The 22,537-nt window shown below is 71.8% G+C and carries 25 protein-coding genes; 14 read left to right on the top strand and 11 right to left on the bottom strand.

Going from position 1 to position 22,537, the window contains the following annotated elements; translation table 11 throughout:
- Nucleotides 1-50 precede the first annotated feature (50 nt).
- The 5 genes from fabG1 to AXK61_RS01100 all read left to right on the top strand — a co-directional run bounded on the left by fabG1 (nucleotide 51) and on the right by AXK61_RS01100 (nucleotide 4,554).
- Nucleotides 51-776 carry a 3-oxoacyl-ACP reductase FabG1 gene (gene fabG1, locus AXK61_RS01120; protein WP_068743346.1) on the top strand — a complete coding sequence of 242 codons (726 nt, stop codon included), beginning with the start codon at nucleotides 51-53 and terminating at the stop codon, nucleotides 774-776.
- A gap of 72 nt (nucleotides 777-848) precedes the next feature.
- The gene (gene inhA, locus AXK61_RS01115; protein WP_068569500.1) at nucleotides 849-1,691 is read left to right on the top strand and encodes an NADH-dependent enoyl-ACP reductase InhA; all 843 of its coding nucleotides are present in this window, start codon (nucleotides 849-851) and stop codon (nucleotides 1,689-1,691) included.
- A complete protein-coding gene (locus tag AXK61_RS01110; protein WP_068569501.1) occupies nucleotides 1,688-2,701 on the top strand; it encodes a ferrochelatase in 1,014 nt (337 codons plus the stop codon). The genes inhA and AXK61_RS01110 overlap by 4 nt, the downstream gene beginning before the upstream one ends.
- On the top strand, nucleotides 2,698-3,144 hold the full coding sequence (locus tag AXK61_RS01105; protein WP_139057719.1) for a hypothetical protein: 447 nt from the start codon (nucleotides 2,698-2,700) through the stop codon (nucleotides 3,142-3,144). Before AXK61_RS01110 ends, AXK61_RS01105 begins: the two co-directional genes overlap by 4 nt.
- A 159-nt stretch (nucleotides 3,145-3,303) precedes the next feature.
- Nucleotides 3,304-4,554, top strand: a complete 1,251-nt coding sequence (locus AXK61_RS01100) for a hypothetical protein (protein ID WP_068743344.1) — start codon at nucleotides 3,304-3,306, stop codon at nucleotides 4,552-4,554.
- A 9-nt stretch (nucleotides 4,555-4,563) separates the two neighbouring features.
- Here AXK61_RS01100 and AXK61_RS01095 read toward each other — a convergent pair whose 3' ends face one another.
- Nucleotides 4,564-5,337 carry a hypothetical protein gene (locus AXK61_RS01095; RefSeq protein WP_068569504.1) on the bottom strand — a complete coding sequence of 258 codons (774 nt, stop codon included), beginning with the start codon at nucleotides 5,335-5,337 and terminating at the stop codon, nucleotides 4,564-4,566.
- An 83-nt stretch (nucleotides 5,338-5,420) separates the two neighbouring features.
- Between AXK61_RS01095 and AXK61_RS01090 the strand changes: the two genes are divergently transcribed.
- The 6 genes from AXK61_RS01090 to AXK61_RS01065 all read left to right on the top strand — a co-directional run bounded on the left by AXK61_RS01090 (nucleotide 5,421) and on the right by AXK61_RS01065 (nucleotide 10,956).
- On the top strand, nucleotides 5,421-6,527 hold the full coding sequence (locus AXK61_RS01090; protein WP_068743342.1) for a phosphotransferase family protein: 1,107 nt from the start codon (nucleotides 5,421-5,423) through the stop codon (nucleotides 6,525-6,527).
- Nucleotides 6,524-7,687 (top strand): hypothetical protein, encoded by a 1,164-nt coding sequence (locus AXK61_RS01085; protein ID WP_231855362.1) that lies wholly within the window; start codon nucleotides 6,524-6,526, stop codon nucleotides 7,685-7,687. The genes AXK61_RS01090 and AXK61_RS01085 overlap by 4 nt, the downstream gene beginning before the upstream one ends.
- Nucleotides 7,688-7,741: 54 nt before the next feature.
- Nucleotides 7,742-8,560 carry a DUF3097 domain-containing protein gene (locus AXK61_RS01080; RefSeq protein WP_197466715.1) on the top strand — a complete coding sequence of 273 codons (819 nt, stop codon included), beginning with the start codon at nucleotides 7,742-7,744 and terminating at the stop codon, nucleotides 8,558-8,560.
- Nucleotides 8,561-8,595: 35 nt separating this feature from the next.
- Entirely contained in the window at nucleotides 8,596-9,219 is a 624-nt protein-coding gene (locus AXK61_RS01075) for a TetR/AcrR family transcriptional regulator (RefSeq protein WP_068743339.1), read from the top strand.
- 70 nt (nucleotides 9,220-9,289) lie between these two features.
- Complete coding sequence (locus AXK61_RS01070; RefSeq protein WP_068743338.1) at nucleotides 9,290-10,195, top strand: AurF N-oxygenase family protein; 906 nt, start codon at nucleotides 9,290-9,292, stop codon at nucleotides 10,193-10,195.
- Nucleotides 10,192-10,956: a DUF4873 domain-containing protein gene (locus tag AXK61_RS01065; RefSeq protein WP_068569509.1), complete on the top strand. Its 765-nt coding sequence runs from the start codon at nucleotides 10,192-10,194 to the stop codon at nucleotides 10,954-10,956. Before AXK61_RS01070 ends, AXK61_RS01065 begins: the two co-directional genes overlap by 4 nt.
- A 1-nt stretch (nucleotide 10,957) precedes the next feature.
- On the opposite strand, the gene AXK61_RS01060 is transcribed toward AXK61_RS01065, so the two are convergent.
- Nucleotides 10,958-11,839, bottom strand: coding sequence for an alpha/beta fold hydrolase (locus AXK61_RS01060; protein ID WP_068569510.1), 882 nt, complete (start codon nucleotides 11,837-11,839; stop codon nucleotides 10,958-10,960).
- Nucleotides 11,840-11,852: 13 nt separating this feature from the next.
- Entirely contained in the window at nucleotides 11,853-12,725 is an 873-nt protein-coding gene (locus AXK61_RS01055; protein WP_068743336.1) for an alpha/beta fold hydrolase, read from the bottom strand.
- Nucleotides 12,726-12,807: 82 nt separating this feature from the next.
- Between AXK61_RS01055 and AXK61_RS01050 the strand changes: the two genes are divergently transcribed.
- Together AXK61_RS01050 and AXK61_RS01045 are read left to right on the top strand one after the other, a co-directional pair.
- Complete coding sequence (locus tag AXK61_RS01050) at nucleotides 12,808-13,242, top strand: NfeD family protein (RefSeq protein WP_068743334.1); 435 nt, start codon at nucleotides 12,808-12,810, stop codon at nucleotides 13,240-13,242.
- Nucleotides 13,243-13,270: 28 nt separating this feature from the next.
- Nucleotides 13,271-14,536, top strand: coding sequence for an SPFH domain-containing protein (locus tag AXK61_RS01045; protein WP_068569513.1), 1,266 nt, complete (start codon nucleotides 13,271-13,273; stop codon nucleotides 14,534-14,536).
- Here the strand turns inward: AXK61_RS01045 and AXK61_RS01040 are convergent.
- The 4 genes from AXK61_RS01040 to AXK61_RS01025 form a co-directional block, all read right to left on the bottom strand.
- Nucleotides 14,530-15,441 carry an SDR family NAD(P)-dependent oxidoreductase gene (locus tag AXK61_RS01040; protein WP_231855360.1) on the bottom strand — a complete coding sequence of 304 codons (912 nt, stop codon included), beginning with the start codon at nucleotides 15,439-15,441 and terminating at the stop codon, nucleotides 14,530-14,532. The two genes, AXK61_RS01045 and AXK61_RS01040, sit on opposite strands and share 7 nt — an antisense overlap.
- 82 nt (nucleotides 15,442-15,523) lie before the next feature.
- Nucleotides 15,524-16,093: a hypothetical protein gene (locus AXK61_RS01035; protein WP_068569514.1), complete on the bottom strand. Its 570-nt coding sequence runs from the start codon at nucleotides 16,091-16,093 to the stop codon at nucleotides 15,524-15,526.
- On the bottom strand, nucleotides 16,090-16,701 hold the full coding sequence (locus AXK61_RS01030) for a hypothetical protein (protein ID WP_068569515.1): 612 nt from the start codon (nucleotides 16,699-16,701) through the stop codon (nucleotides 16,090-16,092). The genes AXK61_RS01035 and AXK61_RS01030 overlap by 4 nt, the downstream gene beginning before the upstream one ends.
- Nucleotides 16,702-16,754: 53 nt before the next feature.
- Nucleotides 16,755-17,807: a YeiH family protein gene (locus AXK61_RS01025; protein WP_068743332.1), complete on the bottom strand. Its 1,053-nt coding sequence runs from the start codon at nucleotides 17,805-17,807 to the stop codon at nucleotides 16,755-16,757.
- Nucleotides 17,808-17,878: 71 nt separating this feature from the next.
- Between AXK61_RS01025 and AXK61_RS01020 the strand changes: the two genes are divergently transcribed.
- The gene (locus tag AXK61_RS01020) at nucleotides 17,879-18,799 is read left to right on the top strand and encodes a LysR family transcriptional regulator (RefSeq protein ID WP_068569517.1); all 921 of its coding nucleotides are present in this window, start codon (nucleotides 17,879-17,881) and stop codon (nucleotides 18,797-18,799) included.
- On the opposite strand, the gene AXK61_RS01015 is transcribed toward AXK61_RS01020, so the two are convergent.
- Genes AXK61_RS01015 through AXK61_RS01000 form a run of 4 tightly spaced genes read right to left on the bottom strand, consistent with a single transcriptional unit; the run spans nucleotide 18,753 to nucleotide 22,511 of the window.
- Nucleotides 18,753-19,547 carry an ABC transporter permease gene (locus AXK61_RS01015; protein WP_068569518.1) on the bottom strand — a complete coding sequence of 265 codons (795 nt, stop codon included), beginning with the start codon at nucleotides 19,545-19,547 and terminating at the stop codon, nucleotides 18,753-18,755. The two genes, AXK61_RS01020 and AXK61_RS01015, sit on opposite strands and share 47 nt — an antisense overlap.
- A complete protein-coding gene (locus tag AXK61_RS01010) occupies nucleotides 19,547-20,407 on the bottom strand; it encodes a 2-aminoethylphosphonate ABC transporter permease subunit (protein WP_068743330.1) in 861 nt (286 codons plus the stop codon). The genes AXK61_RS01015 and AXK61_RS01010 overlap by 1 nt, the downstream gene beginning before the upstream one ends.
- A complete protein-coding gene (locus AXK61_RS01005; RefSeq protein ID WP_068743328.1) occupies nucleotides 20,404-21,483 on the bottom strand; it encodes an ABC transporter ATP-binding protein in 1,080 nt (359 codons plus the stop codon). The genes AXK61_RS01010 and AXK61_RS01005 overlap by 4 nt, the downstream gene beginning before the upstream one ends.
- The gene (locus AXK61_RS01000; RefSeq protein WP_068569521.1) at nucleotides 21,480-22,511 is read right to left on the bottom strand and encodes a 2-aminoethylphosphonate ABC transporter substrate-binding protein; all 1,032 of its coding nucleotides are present in this window, start codon (nucleotides 22,509-22,511) and stop codon (nucleotides 21,480-21,482) included. The genes AXK61_RS01005 and AXK61_RS01000 overlap by 4 nt, the downstream gene beginning before the upstream one ends.
- Nucleotides 22,512-22,537: the final 26 nt, after the last annotated feature.

Raw genomic sequence — 22,537 nt, 5'->3', positions numbered from 1 at the left:
GATACCCGGAGATTTCCCCGCTCGCGCGGGCGATTGATACGTTGTCTTCCATGTCGACATCTGAATTCACGCCCCGGTCCGTCCTCGTCACGGGCGGTAACCGCGGTATCGGCCTCGCGATCGCACAGCGCCTGGCCGCCGACGGCCACAAGGTGGCCGTGACCCACCGCGGTTCCGGCGCCCCCGAGGGCCTGTTCGGCGTGCAGTGCGACGTCACCGACAACGACTCCGTCGAGGCCGCGTTCAAGGCCGTCGCCGAGCACCAGGGCCCCGTCGAGGTGGTCGTCTCCAACGCCGGCATCACCGAGGACACCTTGGTCATGCGCATGAGCGTGGAGAGCTTCGAGAAGGTCATCAACGCCAACCTCACCGGCGCCTTCCGGGTCACCAAGGCCGCGACCCGCGACATGCTCAAGAAGCGCTGGGGCCGGTTCATCTACCTCGGCTCCGTCGTCGGCCTCGCCGGCACCGGTGGCCAGGCCAACTACGCCTCGTCGAAGGCCGGCGTGGTCGGTCTCGCCCGTTCGGTCACCCGCGAGATGGCTTCCCGCAACATCACGGCCAACGTGATCGCGCCGGGCCTGATCGACACGGACATGACCCGCGAGCTCCCTGCCGACATGACCGAGCCGCTCATCAAGCAGGGCATCCCGGCCAAGCGCATCGGCCAGCCGGAGGAGGTCGCCGCGGTGGTCTCGTTCCTCGCCTCGGACGACTCCGCCTACGTCACCGGCAATGTCATCAACGTCGACGGTGGCCTCGGCATGGGCCACTAGGCCCGTTCCGCGCGCCGACGGCGCACCGTCGAACCAGCACAGCAGCACCCGAAACCTGAAGGAGGCACGTCCGTGACCGGACTGCTCGAAGGCAAGACCATCCTGATCACCGGCATCATCACCGATGCCTCCATCGCGTTCTCGGCCGCCAAGGTGGCCCAGGAGCAGGGCGCCACGGTCATCATCACCGGCATCCCGGACCGGCTCCGCCTGATCGACCGCATCGCCAAGCGTCTGCCGCAGGAGGTGCCGCCCGCGATCCCGCTCGACATCACCGACGAGGAGTACCTCGGCACCCTGGCCGACAAGGTCCGCGAGCTCGCGCCGCAGGGCATCGACGGTGTGCTGCACTCGATCGCCTTCGCGCCGCGCACCCTCATGGGCCCGGACGCGGTGCCCTTCCTCGAGGGCCCCGGCCCCGACGTGGCGAAGTCCTTCGAGATCTCCGCCTGGAGCTACGCCTCGCTCGCGCGCGCCGTGCTCCCCGTCATGAACGAGGGCGGCTCCATCGTGGGCATGGACTTCGATCCCCGCACCGCGATGCCCGATTACAACTGGATGGGCGTGCAGAAGGCGGCACTCGAGTCGGTGAACCGCTACGTCGCCCGCGAGGTCGGCTACGCGAAGAAGATCCGGTCCAACCTCGTGGCCGCCGGCCCGATCAAGACCCTTGCGGCCAAGGCGATCTCGGGCACCGCGACCGACGACGCCAAGAAGCTCAACATGCTCAACCAGTACTGGGACGGCGCCTCGCCCATCGGCTGGAACGTCGACGACCCGGAGGTCGTGGGCAAGAGCATCTGCGCGCTGCTCTCGGACTGGCTGCCCGGCACCACCGGCTCGATCGTCTACGTCGACGGCGGCGCCAGCCACAACACCTGGTTCCCGGAGGAAATGATCAACGCGCAGTCGTGACCCACGACGCGCTGCTGGTGCTCTCCTTCGGAGGGCCCGAACACCCCGACCACGTGCGGCCGTTCCTCGAGAACGTCGTCCGTGGTCGTGGCGTACCACCCGAGCGCCTGGACGCCGTCGAGCAGCACTACCTGCGGTTCGGCGGCGTCTCGCCGATCAACGAGCAGAACCGTGCGCTGATCGCCGCCGTCGAGGCGGAGTTCGGTCGCCGGGGCCGGGAGCTGCCCGTGTACTTCGGGAACCGGAACTGGCACCCCATGGTCGAGGACGCCGTCGCCCGGATGAAGGACGACGGCGTGCGCGACGCGCTCGTCTTCGCCACCTCGGCGTGGGGCGGCTTCTCCGGCTGCCGGCAGTACGACGAGGACATCGCCCGTGCGCTGGCCGCCGTCGGCCCGGGTGCCCCGCGGTTGACGAAGCTGCCCCAGTTCCACGATCACGAGCTGTTCCTGGAGTGCTTCGCGGACGCCGCCGCCGCGGCGCTGGAGACGGTGCCGGCCGGCTCGCGTCTGGTGTTCACAGCGCACTCCATCCCGGAGTCCGCGGACGTCAACGCCGGACCGCCCGGGGTGTCGAACCTGTACTCGCAGCAGGTTCGGGACGCCGCCGCGAACGTCGCCGCCCGGCTCGGCCTGGAGCACGACGTGGTCTGGCAGTCCCGGTCCGGCCCGCCCCAGGTGCCGTGGCTCGAGCCCGACATCTGCGACCACGTCCAGGCCCTGTGGGACGAGCGGGTGCCCGGCGTCGCGGTCGTACCGATCGGCTTCATCTCCGATCACCTCGAGGTGATCTGGGACCTCGATACGGAGGCCCGCGACCTCGCGGCCGAGCTAGGCATTCCCTTCGCCCGCGCCGCCACCCCGATCCACGACCCGCGGTTCGCCACCATGGTCGCGGATCTGGTCGACGATGCGGACGCGGGCCGGTCGTCAGGGCTCGGTGTCAGCGTCGACGGTGCCGCCTGCGTCGAGGGCTGTTGCCCGGCGGTCCGGCGCCCGAACCGGGCGTGAGCCGCAGGTCGCGCGGTCTGCGGGCGGTGGCCGCGGTGGCGATCGTCGCGTCGTGCGGGTCCGGCTGCGGCACCTCCTCGCTGCTCGTACCGTCCTGGCGGACCGAGATCCCCTCGGCGCCGAGCGCGCCCGTCACCAGCGGCCAGGATCTGCAGGCGACCGCACTCGACTTCTTTCGGATGCTCAAGGAGAGTCGCTTCGATGTGGCCTGGACGCTGCTCTCGGTGCGCTGCCGGGCCGTGACGAACCTCGACGACTTCGCGCGTGCCGAGAAGCAGGAGGCCTGGTTCTTCCGCACGAACGGGATGGTACCGACGATCTCCGTGCGGGTTTCGGGGCTCACCGGCACCGTCACCATGAACTGGCCGCGCGGCGCGGATCGGCCGGCCACTGTGCCGTGGATCGCCGAGGCCGGCAGGTGGTGGAACGACTCCTGCTCCTGACCATCGTGAGCAGGCGACCGGTCCCGGTGCGCCACGGGCTTCACTGATCGCAAGCGGGGCTGTGCTGCGGCGTGCTATTGATGACAACGAGCGTTGTCACACTGGCGCTGGTGGTCCACCGGTGATCGCCCGCGACGGCGCACCCGAAGGAGTCGGTCCATGCATGTTCTGCGGCGAAGCAACGACCTCCGCGCGAGGACCCTTGTCGCGGTCCTGGCTCTGATCGCCGGGTGCGCGACCCTTGCCCCCTCGGCGCCCGCGGCGGCCGCACCGTCGTTCCTCGACGGCCGGGTGACGAACGGCGAAGGCGAGTCGGCGGGTGGAATCGCTGCCGCGCTACCCGACACCCGCGCCGAGCTGGAGCCCCTCCTCGCGACGGCCCGTCGCTCGGGTGCGAGTCCGCAGCGGTACGCGACGCTCCTGCATCAGTACTGGTTGGTCCGGGGCGCAGACCGGGCCGGCATCGACCTCGCGAAGTGGGACCCCGCCCTCGGGCTCGGCCCGAACCGCGGGAACGTCGACAAGGTCTACATCAACTACCTCGGGCTCGCGCGGGAGCGGCCCGAGCTGTACTGGGCGGGCATGGCGGGGATCGCGGGCGTGTCCTTCGCGGCGGGGTTCTACGACCTCGACGATGTCGCGTCGATCATGAGCGTCCCCGGTGTGGGGACGCTGGCGACGGCGATCGGCGGCGTCGTGAACGCCGTCGGGCCGCAGCAGGTGCTCTCCGCCCTGCCCGCGGACGTCCGACTACTCGTGACCCGTGGACCGGGACTCACCGACGCGGACCTCCGCTGGTACATCCAGCGGCTCCTGATCATGCAGAAGCACATCTTCATCGACATGGTGCCGATGCACGAGGCCTACCTCGACGGCGGCGCGGAGGCGATCGGCGAGTACGCCCGGGCCGGGCTCATGGACGACAACATGCGGCGAGCCTGGGACTCCGTCGCCGCGAACACGCCCGCCCGGCTGACCGACGCGCTGGTCCGCATGGCCTCGCGCGAGCAGAACCAGATCGTCGCGGACCAGTGGGACGTCACGTCGGCGGGGCGCGGCGTGATGGGGCGGGTGATGTCGTACGTGACCACGCTGGCGGGGAAGCCGGCCGTACCCGACACACCGGCGCCCGGCAACTACGCGCCGATCGACGTGCGGATCGAGCCGGGGCCGGTGCGCGTCCGCGCGCCCCTGCCGGCCTTCAACTGGGCCGATCGGGCGCCGCGCTGGAAGTTCATCGCCGACGAGCTCGCGCCCAAGTACGCCGCGGCGATCCAGCGGCACCCCGCGGAGACGAGGGCGCTCCTCGCGACGCCCTTCCCCGAGCTGGCGGCGCGCGGGCGGCTCATGCAGCGAGTACCGGTCGTGCTGGCGGACCTCACCACCGGATGGTGGGTCGGCCCGGCCTGATCCGTCGGCTCAACCGCGTAGTTCGTCGCGGCAGACGGCATTGACCGCGGCCACCCGGGCGGCGCGGACGGTGCGCCACAGGTCCCGGTACGCGGCGTCGCCACCCTGGGCGGACGCCAGCGTGAGGCCGGCGTAGGGGTTCTCCGTGCCCGCGACCAGCAGGATCGCCTCGACCATCCCGGCGCTGTCGAGCACGCGGTGCGCGCGCTCGGACGCGCTGAGCGGCAGCCGGTGGGCGCCGAGGTATCGGGTCAAGTCCATCACGAGGCGCCGGGGGTCGTCGGACGCGTCGGGCGCGGGCGGCAGGCCCGCCAGCGCAGACGGTGCCTCCCGGACCGCGCCGCGCAACTCCTGTTCGGCGCCGCCCAGCGGCATCGGGTCGGGGTCCACGAGGGCGGGTTCGTGCAGGAAGGCCTGCCAGCGCATCACGTCCGCGGCCTCCGGCGTGGGAACCAGGGCGATCGACGAGGACGCTCCGTCGAACACGACGACCTCGCCCCGCGCCATCGCCGCCTGTTCGAGATCCGTCCCGGCGGGGAGCCCGCGCGCGTCGCCCGGCGCGGGCAGCAGCAGCCGGACGGTGTGCGGGGCGAGCGCCCGGATCTCGGCGAGCAGGTCCGGGAGGTCGCCGTCGACGACGGACTGCACGGGCGCCCACTCGCTCAGCGCCGCCAGCAGCTCATCGGTGCCCGCCGATCCCGCGAGCCAGGCCGACGACCACACGGCGAAGCCCTGGGCGGGCCCCGCGGTGGCGCGGCGTGCGAGGGTGGCGACGGTACTCATGGCCCGACCAGCTTACGCGCCGGATCCCACCGAATATCTGAAACATGTTCTAGCAAACGCTCCGCGGATCTACCCTGACCGGCATGAGTGAATCGGACACCTTCGCCGAGCAAGCCCGCCCGGCGTCCTCGCAGCGCAGTCCCGACGAGGTGCGAGTGCGGCTGCAGCAGTGGTTCGCCGAGCGGGAGCCCGGCGCAGAGATCCTGGACCTGCAGCTGCCGGAGGGCAACGGCATGTCCAGCGAGACCCTGCTCGCGTCCGTCCGGTTCGGCGACGACGAGCGGCACCTCGTGATCCGCGTCGCGCCGCGGCCGGAGTCCGATCCGGTGTTCCCGAGCTACGACCTTCCGGCCCAGTTCGCGGTCATGCGCCATGTGCTGTCGTACGGGGTGGCGGCACCGTCGTGCCTGTGGGTCGAGGAGGATCCGTCCGTGATCGGGGCGCCCTTCCTGGTGATGGACCGGATCGACGGCGAGGTCCCGCCGGACGTCATGCCCTACACCTTCGGCGCCTGGCGGCCCGACTCCACCGACGCGGACCTGCGGGAACTCGGCGACGCGTCGGTCGACGTCATCGCGACGATCCACGGTGTCACCCCGCCGGGCGACGGGATCCCGATGCCGGAGCCGGGGGAGACGGCCCTCGCCGCGCACCTGCGCCGGCTCCGGGCGTTCTACGACTGGGCGGCGGAGGGGCACCGTCGGGCCCCCGTCCTGGACCGCGCGCTCGCCTGGGCGGAGGACCATCTTCCGGGCCACGCGGACGCTGTACTCACCTGGGGCGATGCCAGGATCGGCAACCTGATGTACGTCGGCAACACCCCGGTCGCGGTGCTGGACTGGGAGATGGCCACCGTCGGGCCGTGCGAGTTGGACCTGGGCTGGTTCGTGTACCTGCACCGCTTCTTCCAGGACCTCGCCGAGCTCGCGGGCCTGCCCGGCCTCCCCGGGTTCCTCCGCCGCCAGGACGTGGAACGACGGTACGCCGACCGCACCGGACACGTACCGCGCGACATGGACTTCTACACCGCGTACGCCGCGATCGTGCACGGCGTGATCATGTACCGGATCCAGACCCGTGCCATCGACTTCGGGGCGTCCGTCCCGCCGGAGAACCCCGACGACATGATCCTGCACCGCGCGAGCATCGAGAAGATGCTCGACGGGACCTACTGGGAGGCCGTGCCGTGACCGGATCGAAGCGGGGTTCGCCCCTGCGCACCTGGAGCGGCTCGCCGCTGTCGCCGGCCGACGACCTCCCGGTGCACCAGGTCGCCGAGGTGATCCGGCACCCCGCGACCTCGGACCGCAACTTCTACGACCGCTACTACTTCAACGCGCACAACGGAACCGCCGACGAGCCCTTCCTGGTGCTCGGCCTCGGCGTGTACCCGAACCTCGGCGTGGTGGACTGCTTCGCCGTCGCGCGGCACGGCGACGATCAGGTGGTCTTCCGCGCGTCGAAGGCGCTCGGTGCGGACCGCACGGACACGGTCGTCGGACCGCTGCGGCTGGAGGTTCTGGAGGGGCTCGAGCGGCTGCGGATCGTCCTCGAGCCGGGGGAGGACTACAACCTCGAGTTCGATCTGACGTTCACCGCGACCGGGCCCGCGCACCTCGAGCCGCGCCACTTCCACCGGCAGCTCGAGCGGGTCACCTTCGACACGCAGCGGTTCGTGCAGGTCGGGAGCTGGGCGGGTTCGTTGACCGTCGACGGCGAGAGGTTCGACGCGAGCACCTGGCGCGGCAACCGCGACCGCTCGTGGGGCGTGCGCCCCGTCGGCGAGGCGGAGCCGCCCGGCCGCCGCGTCACCGAGGCCGGCAACTTCTTCTGGATCTACTCCGTCCTGCGCCTGTCCGAGGCCACGATCTGCGTCGTGCTGCAGGAGGACATCCGCGGGCGGCCGGTCGTCGAGGACGCCACGTGGATCCCGCACGACGGCTCCGAGCCCCGCTGGCTCGGCCACGTCGCCCACGACATCGACTTCGTCTCCGGGACGCGCCGGGCCCGGGCCGCCCGGCTCGCGTTCACGGGATCCGACGGTGCCCGGACCGAGGTCGACGTCGCGATCCTCATCGCGAACCACTTCGGCTTCGGCACAGGTTACGGCCTCGATCAGGACTGGCGGCACGGCATGTGGCAGGGGGAGGAGAAGGTCGAGGGCCGGCGGTTCCGGGTGTCCGAACTCGATGTGAACCTGACGATGCTCGTCCCCGTCGAATACCTCGCGACGTGCACCGTCCGGCACCCCGACGGCCGAACCGAGGAGGGCGAGGGCCTGTTCGAGTTCGGCGCGATCGGCCCGCACGAACGGTACGGCTTCACCCAGTACGTCGACCCGGCTCCCTGACGAGCGGTGTGGGCTCCCGGGTTCCGCGGGCTCGTTCGACTACGGTTGGTCGCCGTGGCGAACAGGTACGGCGACATCTACGCGGGGCACGCGAGCAAGAAGGCGCGCGTGATCCCCGAGGTTCCGGCCGACCGCGACCTCGTGGTCGAGGACGCGGCGACCGGCTTCTGCGGCGCCGTCGTCGGCTTCGACCGCAGCTACGACGGTGACCTGGTCAAGCTCGAGGACGGGCGCGGCAAGGTCCGCGTGTTCGTGATGCGCCCGGCCGCGTTCCTCATCGACGGTGCGCCGGTCACGCTGGTGCGCCCGACGGCGAAGGCACCGTCGGACCCGGTCCGCAGCGCGTCGGGCTCGACGCGCGTGGAGCGCGTGAAGGCACGCGTGGCGCTACCGAGCCGGATCTGGGTCGAGGGCATCCACGACGCCGCGATCGTGGAGCGGGTGTGGGGCCACGACCTGCGCGTCGAGGGCGTCGTGGTCGAACAGCTCGAGGGCCTCGACCATCTCGGCGATCGGCTCGCGGAGTTCCAGCCGGGCCCGGGACGGAAGGTCGGCGTTCTCGCCGACCACCTCGTCGAGGGCTCGAAGGAGTCGCGGATGACGCAGTCCGTGGGGAAGTACGTCATGGTCACCGGCCACCCGTTCATCGACATCTGGGCGGCGGTCAAGCCGGCCGCCGTCGGGATCGCGGCGTGGCCGGACGTGCCGCGGGGCGAGGACTGGAAGACCGGCACCTGCAGGCGGCTCGGCTGGGGCACGCCGCAGGACGGCTGGCGCCGCGTGCAGGGCGCGGTGACCTCGTTCCGCGATCTCGACGCGTCGCTGATCGGCGCTGTCGAGCGACTGGTGGACTTCGTCACGGAGCCGGACTGAGGCGATATCGCGGCGGGTCGGGATAGAATCCGCAGGTGGCATCGACCCCGACGACGAAACCGGACACGCGGCAGCAGATCCTGCGGGCGGCTCTCGACTGGGTCGACGAGGCGGGACTGACGCGCATCTCGATGGGCGCGCTCGCCAAGCGGGCGCGGTTGGCCCGCGCGACGCTCTACCAGCACTTCACCGGCAAGGACGCCCTCGTCGAGGCGGTCGTCTCGAGCGAGCTCGAGAAGTTCTACAGCCGGATCCACGCCTACGCCGATCCGATCGCCGACAACGACGAGCGGCTCGCCGCCGGATTCGCCTACGCCTACGCCTACCTGCGGGAACACCGCGCCCTGCAGCGGGTGCTCGCGATGAGTCCGGCGCTGATCCTCCCGTACATCCACGGCGAGTCCCCGCAGATCCAAGAGGGGCGGCGCTTCTTCCTGCGCGAGATCCGGCGCGACGAGTACCGCGACGACGCCGATGTCGAGGCGATGGCGGACTTCTTCGTCCGGCAGCTGCACTCGCTCCTGCTGACCCCGCTGCCGCCCGTCGAGGGCCTGGTCGACGGGCCGGACCACCGCGGACCGTCGTCGGCGAACGTCGAGGCGGGCCGACGGTACGCCCAGACCTTCGTCATCCCCGCGCGGGCCCAGTTCGTGCGATAGACACCCCCGACAACCTGGGGATATAGACAGAATTCTGGACTCTGTCTGCCGGTGGTGTTACGTTCGCCACATGACCGATACGACTCTGCCCGAACGCACCCGTGAGAGCGTGGCCGATCGACTCCTCGGCGGTTCCGTCAAACGCTCCTACGCGCCCGTCGTCGACATCGACTGGGACGCCCCGATCGATCCCGACAAGTTCTTCCTGCCGCCGCACATGTGCACGCTGTACGGCACCGACATCTGGAACGGCATGTCCCGCGAGGAGCAGATCGCCCTCTCGAAGCAGGAGATGGTGAACCTGCTGTCGATGGGCATCTGGTTCGAGAACCTGCTCAACCGCCTCCTCCTGCGCGACCTCCTGACGAAGGACCCGACGTCGCGCGACGCCTTCTACTCGCTCACCGAGATGGGCGACGAGTGCCGTCACATGGTGATGTTCGGCAAGGTCATCGACCGCGTCGGCGAGCGCCCGTACCGGCTGCGCGGATGGAAGCTCGCCGTGGTGAAGTACGTTCTCGCGCCCGTCATCCGGGGCCAGGCGGTGTGGATCGCCGCGCTGGTCGGCGAGGAGATCTTCGACGCGCAGCAGCGTCAGATCAAGGACGATCCGGAGCTACAGCCGATCGTCGCGCGGCTCATGCAGATCCACGTGACCGAGGAGGCCCGGCACATCGGTTACGCCCGTGACGGGGCGCGCCGCGGTCAGGCCGATCGCACCCGCCTGCAGACCCTGCTCGTCGGGAACCTGCACGCCGGGGCCGCGTTCGGCTTCCGCATGCTGTTCGCGAACCCGCGCATGTACGCCCGGGTCGGCCTCGAGCCGATGGTCGCCTATCGCGCCGCGATCACCAACCCGCACCACATCAAGGCCAAGCAGGACGGCTTCCGCGACCTCGGCCGGTTCCTCGACTCCGTCGGGCTCATGGGCTCGTTCGCGCGGTGGTCGTGGAAGAAGGCCGGGTTCCTCGCGTGAGAACCGCGGAGGCGCCGCGCATCGTCGTCATCGGCGCTCGCGTCCCGGGCGTCGACGGTGCTCTCGTCGCACCGTCCGATGTTCTCGGCCTGCGGTTCCGGCCCGACCGGGACGCCTGGACCGTGACGACCCCGGCCGGGGAGACCGACTACGACCTGGTGGTCCTACCGGGCACGACGGCCGAGATCGCCGTGCCCGCACTCGATCCGCGCGTGATCGCGCCGACCACGGTCGGGCCCGCGGACGCGGAGCGCGCCTACCTCGGGATGCTCGTCGACGGCGTGCCGAATCTCGTGCTCACCGACGGGTCGAAGGTCCAGCTCGAGACGCTGCTGGCGTGGCTGAGGTGGATGTACACCGAGGCCGCCACGCGGATCCTGGCCAGGCCGCCGGTCACCGCCCGCTGGATCCAGCGCGGCCGGCGCGTGCCCTCGCGGCCCGATCGCGACGCCGTCGACCTGTCCAACGACCACGTCCGCGATGAGGGCGTCTACACCGGCTCCGCCGTGTTCCGCTCGGGCGACTACGAGGCGGTCTCGCCCGTGCGCCTCGCCGGCCACCTCGAGCCGCTCGACGGCAACTACCACTGGTACGGCACCGTCGACGACCTGGAGATCGGTGCGGCACTGAAGAAGATGCCGCGCGGCAGCGTCACGGTGGCCGTCGGTGGGGGCGAGGGGGCGCCCGCGATGGTCACCGACAAGACGGTGTGGGGCACCTACCGCCTCGTCGGCGTCGGAGCGCCGCCGTACCCGCTCTGAATCAGCGCGCGTCGGCACCCGGCCCGGCGACGAGGCGGCAGATCTCCGCGACGACGAGGTCCGGATCGGTCAGTGGGACGTTATGGCCGGAGTTCTCCGCGAGCACGTGCCGGCCGTGCGGCGACGCGGCCGCCCGTCGAGCGTGCGCGGCCGTGCTCGCGGCGCGGATCTTCGGCGCTCGGTCGGTCTTCACGCCGGAGATGACGGTGACGGGGATGTCGCCGAGGGACGGCGGCGAGTCCTGCCATGCGGGCAGCTCCGAGCGGAAGGTCGTGAGCTCCTGCTGCATCGTGTCGATGGCCACGGGCGTCGTCGCCTCGCGGGCGAGATCCGCCTTGACGTCCGCGGGCACGTCGCCCGCGAGACGGCTGGTCAGGAGGCGGCTGACACCCGTCCGCGCAAGCACCCGGAGTACCACGAACATCACGGAGTCGGCGTAGGGGAACATCGGCCGCAGCATCGCGCCGATGCCCTCGTCGGACGGGTCCACCAGCACGAGACCGCGGATGCGCTCGGGTCGTCGCGCCGCCGCGAGCCGCACGATCGGCCCGCCCAGGCTGTGGCCGACGAGGACGAACCGGCGATCGGGATCGCCGGCGGCGAGTCCGTCGAGGAGGTCGTTCAGGTCGTCGGCCATCCGCTCGAAGGTCCGGTCGACGGTGTCCGGCGCACTGCGCCCCAGGCCCGAGCGGTCGTAGGCGACGGCCGTCGCGAACCCGGCGACCGCGGGTTGCACCAGGGCCCAACCGGATCGGGTGCCGCCCGCGCCGGCCTCGAAGACGACGATCGGGGAGCCGGGCGGACCGTCGAGCTGCGCGGCGTGCAGCCGCCTGCCGTCGCGCGTCGTCGGGTACCGGCTGTTCCCCTGGGTGCTGTCGGCCACTGCTGCACGCTACCTACCCGCGCGGCGGGGGCGTCGCGGTCGCGAGCCGGCGGATCTCCTCGACGATGAGCTCCGGGTCCGTGAGGGGCACGTTGTGCGCGGAATTCTCCGCGACCACGTGGCGTCCGTGCGGGGACGCGGCGGCGCGCACGGCGTGGGAGGCATTGGCGGCGGCGCGCATCGACGCGTTCATGCCGTCGCCGGCCTTGGCGCCCGAGATGACGGTGACCGGGATGTCGCCGAGATCGGGGGCGGCGCTCCGCCAGGACTTCAGCTCGGTCAGGAAGGTCGCCGCCTGGCGGCGGTGCGTGGACATCACGCCGGGGGTGAAGGCCTCGCGGTGCGCGTCCGCGCGGACATCGGCCGGGGCGTCGGCGAACTGGCCCGCGTACACCCGCTCGAGCAGGCCGACGCGGGCCAGCACCCATCCCACCCGCACCATGACCTGTTCGAGGACGCGGAACGGCGTGCCGAACAGCACATCGGCGGCCTCGTCCGTCGGATCGACCAGCACGAGGCCCGCCACGCGGTCGGGCCGACGGGACGCCGCGAGCCGGACGATCGGACCGCCCGCACTGTGCCCGACGAGGACGAACCGACGGTCCGCGCCGACACCGTCGAGAACATCGTTCAGATCGTCCGCCATGCGATCGAGCGTGCGGGCCACCGGGTCCGGCGCGCTGCGTCCCAGACCGGATCGGTCGTAGGCGACCGCCTCCGTGAACGCGCCGACCGCGGGTTGGACCGCGGCCCACGATGACCGGCTCGCCGCCGCGCCGGCCTCGAAGACCACGATCGGCGCGTCCACCGACCCTGGTAGGACCGCGGCGTGGAGTGTGCGCCCGTCGCGGGTGGGCAGGAAGGTGCTGTCGCCCTGCGTGTGCATCGGACCCCCGTCATCGACTAGTAAGGTAAACCTAACACGAAAGGTGCGCCGCGGTCGTCCGAGTTTCTGGCAGGATCGAGGTATGGCAGCGGCGCTCTGGCTGATCGGCGCGATCCTGCTGGCCGTGGCGGAAACGGCGGCCGGCGAGTTCACTCTGCTCATGCTCGGCGGCGGCGCACTCGTCACGGCCGGCGCCACGAGCGTGTTCGACCTGCCGCTGTGGGCCCAGGGGCTGGTGTTCGCGCTGTCGTCGGTCATGTTCCTGCTGCTGGTGCGCCCACCGCTGCGGCGGTACGTCGAGCGCAAGCGGGGCGACGCGCCGTCGTACCTGGAATCGCTGCCCGGAACGAAAGCCCGCGTGCTGCAGGCCGTCTCGGGTGGCGACGGCGGGCGGGTGATGATCGGCGGCGAGGAATGGTCGGCGCGCACCCCGTACGAGGGGGTTGCGATCCCGATCGGCGTCGAGGTCACCATCGTCGAGATCGACGGTGCCGTGGCGATCGTGGTCGACAGCTGACGAAGACCCACAACGGAGAGGAAGAGGCATGGACGGCATAGGAATCGGGCTGGTCGTACTCGTCGTACTGATCCTCGCGGCGGTCGTGGTGCTGGTGAAGGCACTGGTGCTGGTCCCGCAGGCGCAGGCGGCGGTGATCGAGCGGCTCGGCCGGTACACGAAGACGGTGTCCGGCCAACTGGCGCTGCTCATCCCGTTCATCGACACGGTGCGTGCCCGGGTCGATCTGCGCGAGCAGGTCGTGTCGTTCCCGCCGCAGCCGGTGATCACGCAGGACAACCTCACGGTGAACATCGACACCGTCGTGTACTTCCAGGTGACCCGCCCCGAGGCCGCGGTGTACGAGATCAGCAACTACGTGGTCGGCGTCGAGCAGATCACCACCACCACGCTGCGCAACGTTGTCGGCGGCATGACCCTCGAGGAGACGCTGACCTCGCGCGAGAAGATCAACGGCCAGCTGCGCGGCGTGCTCGACGAGGCCACGTCCCGCTGGGGCCTGCGCGTCGCGCGGGTCGAGCTCAAGTCGATCTTCCCGCCGCCGTCGATCCAGGAGTCGATGGAGAAGCAGATGAAGGCGGACCGCGAGAAGCGCGCCACCATCCTCTCCGCCGAGGGGCATCGGGAGGCGGCCATCAAGTCGGCCGAGGGTGACAAGGCCAGCCGGATCCTGCTGGCCGAGGGCGAGCGGCAGGCGGCGATCCTCGCGGCGGAGGCCGATCGCCAGGCCGAGATCCTCCGCGCCGAGGGCCGACGGGCCGCCGCCTACCTCGAGGCGCAGGGTGAGGCGAAGGCCATCGAGACCACCTTCTCGGCGATCAAGTCCGGCCGCCCCACGCCGGAGCTGCTCGCCTACCAGTACCTGCAGACCCTGCCCGAGATGGCGCAGGGCGACGCGAACAAGGTGTGGGTGGTGCCGAGCGACTTCAACGCCGCGCTGCAGGGGTTCATGCGCAACCTCGGCACGCCGGGCTCCGATGGCGTGTTCCGGTTCGAGCCCTCCGAGGACGCGCCCGCGACCGCCCCGGACATCGACACCTCGGGCTGGTTCGAGACGCCGGAGCCGGTGGCGCCCGTCGTGGTCACCAAGGACGAGGTGCCCGACGCCCCGATCGCGCCGACGACGAAGAACGCCGCACCCGTCCCGGACGCGGAGGTCGCGCAGCCCTCGGACGCCACCGCGCAGCTGCCGCTCGGGCAGAGCGCGGCGCAGTGGCAGCAGTCGCCGTACGAGGTGCAGCAGCCGGGCCTCACTCCGCCGCAGCACGCGCAGGAGCCGCAGCGGGACTACTGACTGCGATCCGGACGGGTCAGCAGCGCGCGGGCCTCGTCCTCGACCTGCCGGATCAGATTCTGGATCCGGCCGGTCCGGTCGATCACGGCGTCCATCACCATGCCGAACGGTCCGCGCGCGACCATCAGCGGCACCCAGCGGCGCGGCGAGACGATCCGAGCGCGTCGCGCCGTGATCCCGCGGACGATGTCCTGCGCCAGGCGCTCGGGCGTGATCGTGCGCCCGAGCGGGCCGGGGTTCGCGAGCTCGACCAGCTCGTTCGCCGGTGTGCCCGCCCGGTGCGAGGCCTCGATGATCGGCGTCGCGATCCAGCCCGGGTAGAGCACGCCCGCGGTCGCGCCCGTGCCGGCGAGCTCCGCGCGCAGCGCCCGGCCGAAGGCCTCGACCGCCGCCTTGGACATCGCGTACGGGGCGTTGGCGACGCCGTTGAAGAAGGCGTAGATCGACGCGGTCACGAGCACGTGGCCGCCGGCATCGACGACGTGGGGCAGGCAGGCGCGCACCGTGCGCCACACGCCGAGGAGGTCGACCTCGAGGATCCGCTCGAACTCGTCGACGGGGGACGCGAGGATCGTCGTGGGCTGCGCCGCCGCGATGCCCGCGTTGGCGAAGCAGACGTCGATCGCACCGAAGGCGTCGAGGGTGCGCGCGACCGCCGCGTTCATATCGTCGGAGCTGGTCACGTCCCCCGCGAGGGCGAGGGTCCGCGGGCCGAGCTCGGCGGCCAGCGCCTCGGGCGCCCGCAGATCGACCAGGGCGACGTTCGCGCCGGCGGCGACAAGGGTCCGCGCGGCGGCCGCGCCGATCCCGCTCGCGGCGCCGGTGAGGAAGACGGTGCGACCGTCGAGGGTGGGGAAGGCGGGCATGTCGATCTCCATCGTGGTCGTGCGTGTCCGGGCGTCCACTTCACGCTAGGGGACGCGGACTACGCGGGCATCGTCTCCGGAGACCGAGATCCGGGACCGGATGTCGTCGTGCGCGGACGAGTCACCTCCCGAGGGCGACGGCCACCCCCGCGCACGCCACGGCCCAGAGCACCGAGACGAAGGTGCCGATGATGAACTGCTCGGCCGCGCCGGGATGACGCAGCTCCGGGTAGCGGGCCAGCCCCTTCGCGGCCACGATCACCGCGAGACCCGCGGCGAAGTTCGCGAGGACGCACACCGCGATCGCGGCCCGTTCGAGCACGCCGATCGCGAGCCCGCCGCGCAGCGGCGGCTCGGGGACGGGGTCACCGCCGGACGGCTCGCCCTCGGTGTCGCCGTCGGACGGTGCCGGATCCGGGGTGTTCCGGCCGGTCGCACCGGCGAGCGTGAACGCGGCGGTCACCAGGGCGCTGCCGCCCGCCATCGCGGCGACGACGGCCGCGACGCGCGCGGCTGCGAGCCCGAAGCCGGTGGCCGCGGGCGCCGCGAGCGCAACGACCGCGGCCGCCCCGACGAAGAGCGCCGGGACGGCCGCCGCCACGACGCCGGCGACGCCCTCCGTGCCGCGGCGCGCGGCGAGCACTCCGGCGACGGCGGCCGCGACCAGCAGGACGACGACGAGGGCGATCATCGCGCGACCCCCGGATCGGCGGCCGGCGCGACGTCGGCCGCGCCCAGCAACTCGACCGCCAGCGCGCGCCCCGCCGGCTCCACCGACCAGCCCGCCGCCGCCGCCCGCTGGGACGCCGCCTGGCGCGAGACGCCCAGCTCGGCCGCCGCGGCCGTGATCGACATGCCCGTGTTCAGCAACGCGGTCACCTCCTGCCCCTCCCGTGATCTGCGGCCCACGATAAGACCGAGCACTGACAGGATCGCCTCGGCGCGTCCGGCGGCGGCACCGTCGGCACCTCTGACCTGCACGGGAACGGCGACGCCCTTGGCGGCCTCCACCGCCGCGCGCGCCGCCTCGAAGGCGCGGCCCCTTCCCGCACGGGTCTGGTCGGGGAGTGGCAGCTCGACGGGGCCGGTCCCGATCCCGACGCTCCAGTGCCCGTCCGCGAGGAGCGCGAGGGCGGCGTCCACCGCGACGGCGGCGTCGTCGGTGACGGCTTGCAGTTCGTCGCCCGCCGTGCGGTCCGGCGACCGGAGCCAGCGCAGCGGGCCGAGCAGCTCCCGCGCACCGTCGACCCGATCGGCGTCCTTCCGGCTGCCCTGTTGGTCCGCTGTGATGACGATCATCTGTCAAGCCTAAACCCTTGCGGCGACCGCTCGCAAGGATCACGGCTTGCGGATCAGTGGAGCCCGGTGGTCAGAGCCTGGATACCGAGGCTGGAGGCGGACACGGTGATCCACAGCAACCCGCCGAACAGCAGGGGTGTCCACCCGGTGCGGCGCAGTGCGCTCAGGTCCGTCGACAGCCCGATCGCGGCCAGTGCCCAGGTGATGAGCAGCGTCGAGGCCAGCCCGAGGGTCGACCGCAGATCGGCGGGGAACGGGACGATCGAGTTCAGGCCCGCGAGCGCGACGAAGCCGACGAGGAACCACGGGACGAGCTTGGTCGCCCGGGGGCGGGGCGCGTCCGCGGTCGTGGGACGCCGGCGTGCGACGACATAGGCGAGCACCAGGACCACGGGAACGATCATCAGCGCGCGGGTCAGCTTGACCACCACGGCGGTACGGGTGGCCTCGTCGCCGTAGGTCACGGCGGCGGCGACCACGGACGAGGTGTCGTTGACCGCGGTGCCCGCGAAGACGCCGAACGCGTGCTGCCCCATGTCCAGCATGTGGCCGAGCCACGGGAACGTGAGCACTGCGGCGACGTTGAAGACGAACACCGTCGACAGCGCGTACGCGACCGTGGAGGGCTTCGGGCGCAGCACGGGCGTGACGGCCGCGATGGCCGACGCTCCGCAAATGGCGGTACCCACGCCCAGCAGTGTGCGGAGCGTCGACTCGATCCCGAGCCACTTGCCGAACAGGGCCGCGGCGCCGAAGCAGACCGCCATGGTCCCGAACATCACCGGGATCGACGACCGGCCGACCGCCCACGCCTGTCCGAGCGAGAGCTGCGACCCGAGCAGCACGACCGCGACCTGCAGGGCGACGCCGCCGGTCAGCGCGAATCCGGTCGCCGTGCCGGGCCACCGCCGGGCGGGTCGCAGCGCGGTCGCGAGTGCGGCCCCGAGCAGGACCGCCGCGACGGGGGCGCCGAGCACCGGGATCACGCGACCGACGACCGTGGCGACCGCGGCGACGGCCAGCGCCAGCGCGGCGCCGGGGACGGCGCGACGCAGGCGGGAGTGCGGTGCGGTCCGGGTGTCCGACGGTGCGGCGGCTGTGCTCATGCCTGCAACTCTCGCGGGGATCACGGGCCGACGGTAGCTATGGATCAGCTATCTACCCATAGACTGACACTATGGAAACGCCGTCGGTGGAATCACTGCGCCTGCTCGTAGCGGTCGCGGACCTCGGGTCGATCTCGGCTGCGGCCCGCGAGTGCGGGATCTCGCAACCCAGCGCCAGCTCGCGGCTGCGCCACCTCGAACGACAGCTCCGCCTCGACCTGCTCGACCGCCGCACCCGCGGCGCGGAGCTCACCCCCGAGGGGGCCGCCGTCACGGAGTGGGCGCGCACCGTCGTGAGCGCGATGTCGGCCCTGCAGACGGGGGCGGAGGCGCTCCGCTTCGACCACACCGTGCGGATCGCCTGCAGCCAGACCATCGCCGAGTACCTCATGCCCGCCTGGCTCGCCCGCTTGCGGGAGCACACCGACGAGCCGGTGCACCTCACCGTCGGCAACTCCGCGGCGGTGATCGCCGATGTCCGTGCCCACGTCGCGGACCTGGGCTTCATCGAGGGGCCGACGGTGCCCGACGACCTCGCGTCGCGGACCGTGCGGACCGACCGCCTGCTCCTCGTGGCGGCGCCCGGCGACGCGCTCACCCGGCGCCGCGACGATCGGCCCGTGACTGCGGCCGAACTCGCGGAACTTCCGCTCGTCACGCGCGAGCCGGGCGCCGGCACGCGTGACGCCCTCGAGGCGGCCCTGCGCCGCGTCGGGCTCGCCCCGAACCCGAGGTCGGTGGCCCTCGGCACCAACGCCGCGGTGAAGATCATGGTCGCCGCGGGCGGCCGGGCCGCCGTACTCAGCGAACTCGCCGTCGCGGCGGAGCTCCGGGACGGTCGCCTCGTCGAGGTTCCCACCGATGGCGTGGACCTGCATCGACGCCTGCGCGCGGTACGGCGCAAGGACGCCGCACCGCGCGAGGTGGTGCAGACGCTGCTCGCGGTCAGTTCCGGCCGCGCCGCCGGAACGCCGACAGCACACCGAGGATGACGACGGTGACCAGCACGAGGAACATCGTGTTCGCGGCGGCGCCGAACAGATCGCCGCGGTCCGACTGGGTGAACACCGTGACGGGCAGAGTGCGCCAGGACGCCGGGTAGACCATGATCGTCGCGCCGAGCTCACCCATGCACAGCGCCACCGACAGGCCGGCGGCCGCGGCGATCGAGGGAGCCAGCAGCGGCAGGCGCACCGTCACCAGCAGGCGCAGCGGCGAGGCGCCGAGCGAGCCGCCCACCTTGTCCAGCATCGGGTCCAGTTGCGAGACCGCGGCGGAGACCATCGAATAGGCGAACGCGAACACGAGGATCGCCTGGACGAGCACCACGATCGCCGGGGTGCCGCCGAGCACGATCGGCGGCGCAGAGAAGGCCACCAGCACGCCGAGGCCGACGACCACCGACGGCACTGCGACCGGCAGGTGGAAGAAGGCGTCGACCACGCCCCGCGCGCGGCCCGGCAGGCCCGGCACCGCGAGCGCGGCCCACGTTCCCGCGACGACCGCGACCGCCGAGGCGAGGATCGCCGTCTGTGCCGAGACGCCGATGCTGGCGGCGTTCTCGGGTGTGAACACGTCCGCGACGTGTGCCGTCGTCAGGGCCGACGGCAGCACCGAGGTCCAGCCGGCGCTGAACGCCGTGATCACCGTGACGGCGATCGGGGTGATCACCAGACCCAGCAGCACGAGGGCGAACACCGCCCAGACGGCGACCCGCGCCGCCGGATTGCGCACCAGCATCAGTGCGTTCCCTTCTTCATGAGGGCGCGGTACACGGCGTACGCGCCGACGGAGATGATCAACTGCACCGTGGCCAGTACGGCCGCCGACGCGAAGTCCTGGCCGACGATCGACCGGGTGTAGACGAGCATCGGGACGGTGATCACGTCCTTGGCGCCGGTGAACAGCACGATCCCGAACTCGTTGAGCGTCAACAGGAAGGTGAGCGATCCGGCCGCCGCGAGCGCGGGTAGCGCCGCCGGCAGGATCACCGTGCCGATGATCCGCACCGGCCCCGCGCCCAGCGACGAGGCGACGTCGATCTGCACCGTCGGGAAGCGACCGAACGCGGCGAGCATCGGCCGCACCACGAACGGCGTGTAGAAGGCGATCTCGGCGAGCACGACGCCCCACAGCGAGGTGGTGAACGAGCCGGTGGGCAGCCCGACCGCCTGCAGGACGCCGACCGGCCCGAGCAGCACGCCGAGCGCCAGCGGGATGAGGAAGCTCGGGAACGAGACGACCACCTCGATCAGCCGGGCGACCGCCCCGGCCCCGGGGAACGGGACGAAGGCGAGCACCAGGGCGAGGAAGGTGCCCGCGATCAGGCAGCCGACCGTCGAGAGCACCGCGACCTCGAGCGTCGTGCCCAACGCACGGAGAACCGCACCGTCGGTGAGCGTGTCGCGCCAGGTCGCGAAGCCGGCCGGGCGCTCCGCCTTGTCGGTGAAGGTGCGCGCCACGATCCCGACCAGCGGGTACACCACCGCCACGAGGATGAGGGCGACCGGCGGCAGCACCCACACCCACCGCGGCACCGCGAACCGCCCTTCCGCCGGAGGCGCGGGCGGGGCCGGCGGGGCGTCGAGGACCGCGGTCACGCCGGGACCACCATGACATCGCCGGGATCGACCTCGGCCCAGAGTGTTTCGGCGCGCAGCGGCGCGTCCACGAGCACCGGCACGTCCACGCCGATCGTCTCGCCGGTCTCGACGATCCGCGCGGTCACGTGCCGGACCGCGCCGCGCCACTGCTCCTGCTCAACGGTCACGCGCACGCCGTTCGACGGCGCCGTCCGCGTGAACCGCCACGCCCACGGCCGGACCGCGAGGAGATGGTCACCGTCGGGCAGGGGGCGGGAGGTGCGCAGCGCACCGCTCGGGAGGACGTCGGCGCCGCCGAGGAAGGTCGCGGTGAACCGCGTGGGCGGCCGGTGGAACAGATCGGCGGTGGTGCCGATCGCCTCGAGCCGGGCGTCGCGCATGATCGCGACGCGGTCCGCCAGGGCCAGCGCCTCACTCTGGTCGTGCGTGACGTAGACCATCGCGACATCGGGCAGCTCCGCACGCAGCCGCTGCAGCTCGCCGAGCATGTCCTTGCGCATGCCGGCATCGAGCGCCGACAGCGGCTCGTCGAGCAACACGACCTCCGGGCGGGTGGCGAGCGCGCGGGCGATCGCCACCCGCTGCTGCTGGCCGCCGGACAGCTGCCCGGGCAGCCGGTCCGCGTAATCGCCCATGCCGACCATCCCCAGCACCTCGGTGACCCGCGGCGCCACCGCGGACCGCTCGACGCCGCGCGAGCGCAGCCCGAAGGCGACGTTCTTGGCGACGGTCATGTGCGGGAACAGTGCGTAGCTCTGGACGACGATGCCGATGCCCCGCTTCGCCGGGGAGAGGTGCGTGACATCGCGCCCGTCGATGGTGACGGTGCCCGAGGAGACGCGCTCGAAGCCGGCGATCGCCTTGAGGGCGGTCGACTTGCCGGAGCCCGACGGCCCCAGCAGCGCGACGGTCTCGCCGCGTGCGACCTGGAAGCTGCAGTCACGCAGGGCGGTCGTGTCGCCGTAGACGACGCTCACGTTCTGCACCCCGACCGCCGTCCGACGGCGGACGGTGCGGTCCACGGCGTCGTCGTCGAGGCCCTTCGGCGCGACGATGCGCTTCGGTGCGGTCACTGGCCGGTCGCCTTCTCATAGCTCTTGACGTCGGCGTCGAGGCCGGTGAGCACCCGGCTCCAGTCCGGGTTCCAGATCTCGACGCCGTCGAGGGCCTTGCGGAAGGCCTCCCACTGCGGGCCCGACGGGGTGACATCGGTGCGGACCGGTGCGCCCCAGGATTTCTCGGGGACGTTCTGCTGGACGTCCTTCGACAGCAGGAACTCCATCAGCTTCGTGCCGTTCGCGGAGTGGGGCGCCTTGTCTGCCAGGCCCATGTAGTACGGCAGCGGCAGGGTAGTGCGTTTGCCGCCGAAGGTGGGGTAGAAGACCTCGTAGGCGACCTTGTCGGCGGCGATCGCCGCGAGCGCCATCTGGACGTCGGAGTTGGCCACCGTCAGCTCGCCCTTGGAGGTCTTCGGGCCGAGCTTGCCGGTCGACGTCGACGGGCCGACGTTGTTCGGCTGCAGATCCTTGAGGTACGTCAGCGCGGCCTCCTTGCCCATGACGTGCTGCAGGAGCAGCAGCAGGGCGGTGCCGTCCCCGGCCTTGCCGGGCGTGGAGTACTGGATCTTCTGCTTGAACGCGGGACCGGTGAACTCGGCCCAGTCCGTCGGCTTCGGCTGTGCGGCGGTGTTGCGGATCATCGCGAAGTAGTTGTTGACCACGGCCACGTACGTGCCGTCGGCGGACTTGAGCTCGGCGGGGACCGACGAGGTGTCGACGTCCGACTTCACGAGCGAGCCCTGCTGCTGCGCCTGCTGGATGAACGGCGGCAGCGTCACGAGCACGTCGACCTGTGGGTTCGCCTTCTCCTTCTGCGCGCGGGAGACGACCTCGCCGGAGCCGGCCTCGACGAGCGAGACCTTGATCCCGGTCTTCTTGGTGAAGTCGGCGAACTCGGCCTTGTACCAGTCGCCGAGGCCGTCGGCGCTGTAGACGGTGACGGAGTCCGACGAGCCGGATCCGCCGCCGGTGCCGCCGCACGCGGCGACGGCGAACACCGCCGCGACGGCCGTGATCGCGCTGAGGGAACGGGTGATGCGCATGGGGGATTGCCCTTCGTTCGGGTGGA

The organism is Tsukamurella pseudospumae, from assembly GCF_001575205.1.
Lineage (GTDB): Bacteria > Actinomycetota > Actinomycetes > Mycobacteriales > Mycobacteriaceae > Tsukamurella > Tsukamurella pseudospumae.
Note: the sequence above shows the minus strand (reverse complement) of the source record. Positions and strands in the feature narration are given on the sequence as shown.

What these genes read in the sequence shown, in the direction of transcription:
- fabG1 (WP_068743346.1), top strand. Translation starts at nt 51, where the DNA reads ATGTCGACATCTGAATTCACGCCCCGGTCCGTCCTCGTCACGGGCGGT.
- AXK61_RS01100 (WP_068743344.1), top strand. Translation starts at nt 3,304, where the DNA reads ATGCATGTTCTGCGGCGAAGCAACGACCTCCGCGCGAGGACCCTTGTC.
- AXK61_RS01095 (WP_068569504.1), bottom strand. Translation starts at nt 5,337, where the DNA reads ATGAGTACCGTCGCCACCCTCGCACGCCGCGCCACCGCGGGGCCCGCC.
- AXK61_RS01090 (WP_068743342.1), top strand. Translation starts at nt 5,421, where the DNA reads ATGAGTGAATCGGACACCTTCGCCGAGCAAGCCCGCCCGGCGTCCTCG.
- AXK61_RS01070 (WP_068743338.1), top strand. Translation starts at nt 9,290, where the DNA reads ATGACCGATACGACTCTGCCCGAACGCACCCGTGAGAGCGTGGCCGAT.
- AXK61_RS01055 (WP_068743336.1), bottom strand. Translation starts at nt 12,725, where the DNA reads ATGCACACGCAGGGCGACAGCACCTTCCTGCCCACCCGCGACGGGCGC.
- AXK61_RS01050 (WP_068743334.1), top strand. Translation starts at nt 12,808, where the DNA reads ATGGCAGCGGCGCTCTGGCTGATCGGCGCGATCCTGCTGGCCGTGGCG.
- AXK61_RS01045 (WP_068569513.1), top strand. Translation starts at nt 13,271, where the DNA reads ATGGACGGCATAGGAATCGGGCTGGTCGTACTCGTCGTACTGATCCTC.
- AXK61_RS01035 (WP_068569514.1), bottom strand. Translation starts at nt 16,093, where the DNA reads ATGATCGCCCTCGTCGTCGTCCTGCTGGTCGCGGCCGCCGTCGCCGGA.
- AXK61_RS01030 (WP_068569515.1), bottom strand. Translation starts at nt 16,701, where the DNA reads ATGATCGTCATCACAGCGGACCAACAGGGCAGCCGGAAGGACGCCGAT.
- AXK61_RS01025 (WP_068743332.1), bottom strand. Translation starts at nt 17,807, where the DNA reads ATGAGCACAGCCGCCGCACCGTCGGACACCCGGACCGCACCGCACTCC.
- AXK61_RS01020 (WP_068569517.1), top strand. Translation starts at nt 17,879, where the DNA reads ATGGAAACGCCGTCGGTGGAATCACTGCGCCTGCTCGTAGCGGTCGCG.
- AXK61_RS01015 (WP_068569518.1), bottom strand. Translation starts at nt 19,547, where the DNA reads ATGCTGGTGCGCAATCCGGCGGCGCGGGTCGCCGTCTGGGCGGTGTTC.
- AXK61_RS01000 (WP_068569521.1), bottom strand. Translation starts at nt 22,511, where the DNA reads ATGCGCATCACCCGTTCCCTCAGCGCGATCACGGCCGTCGCGGCGGTG.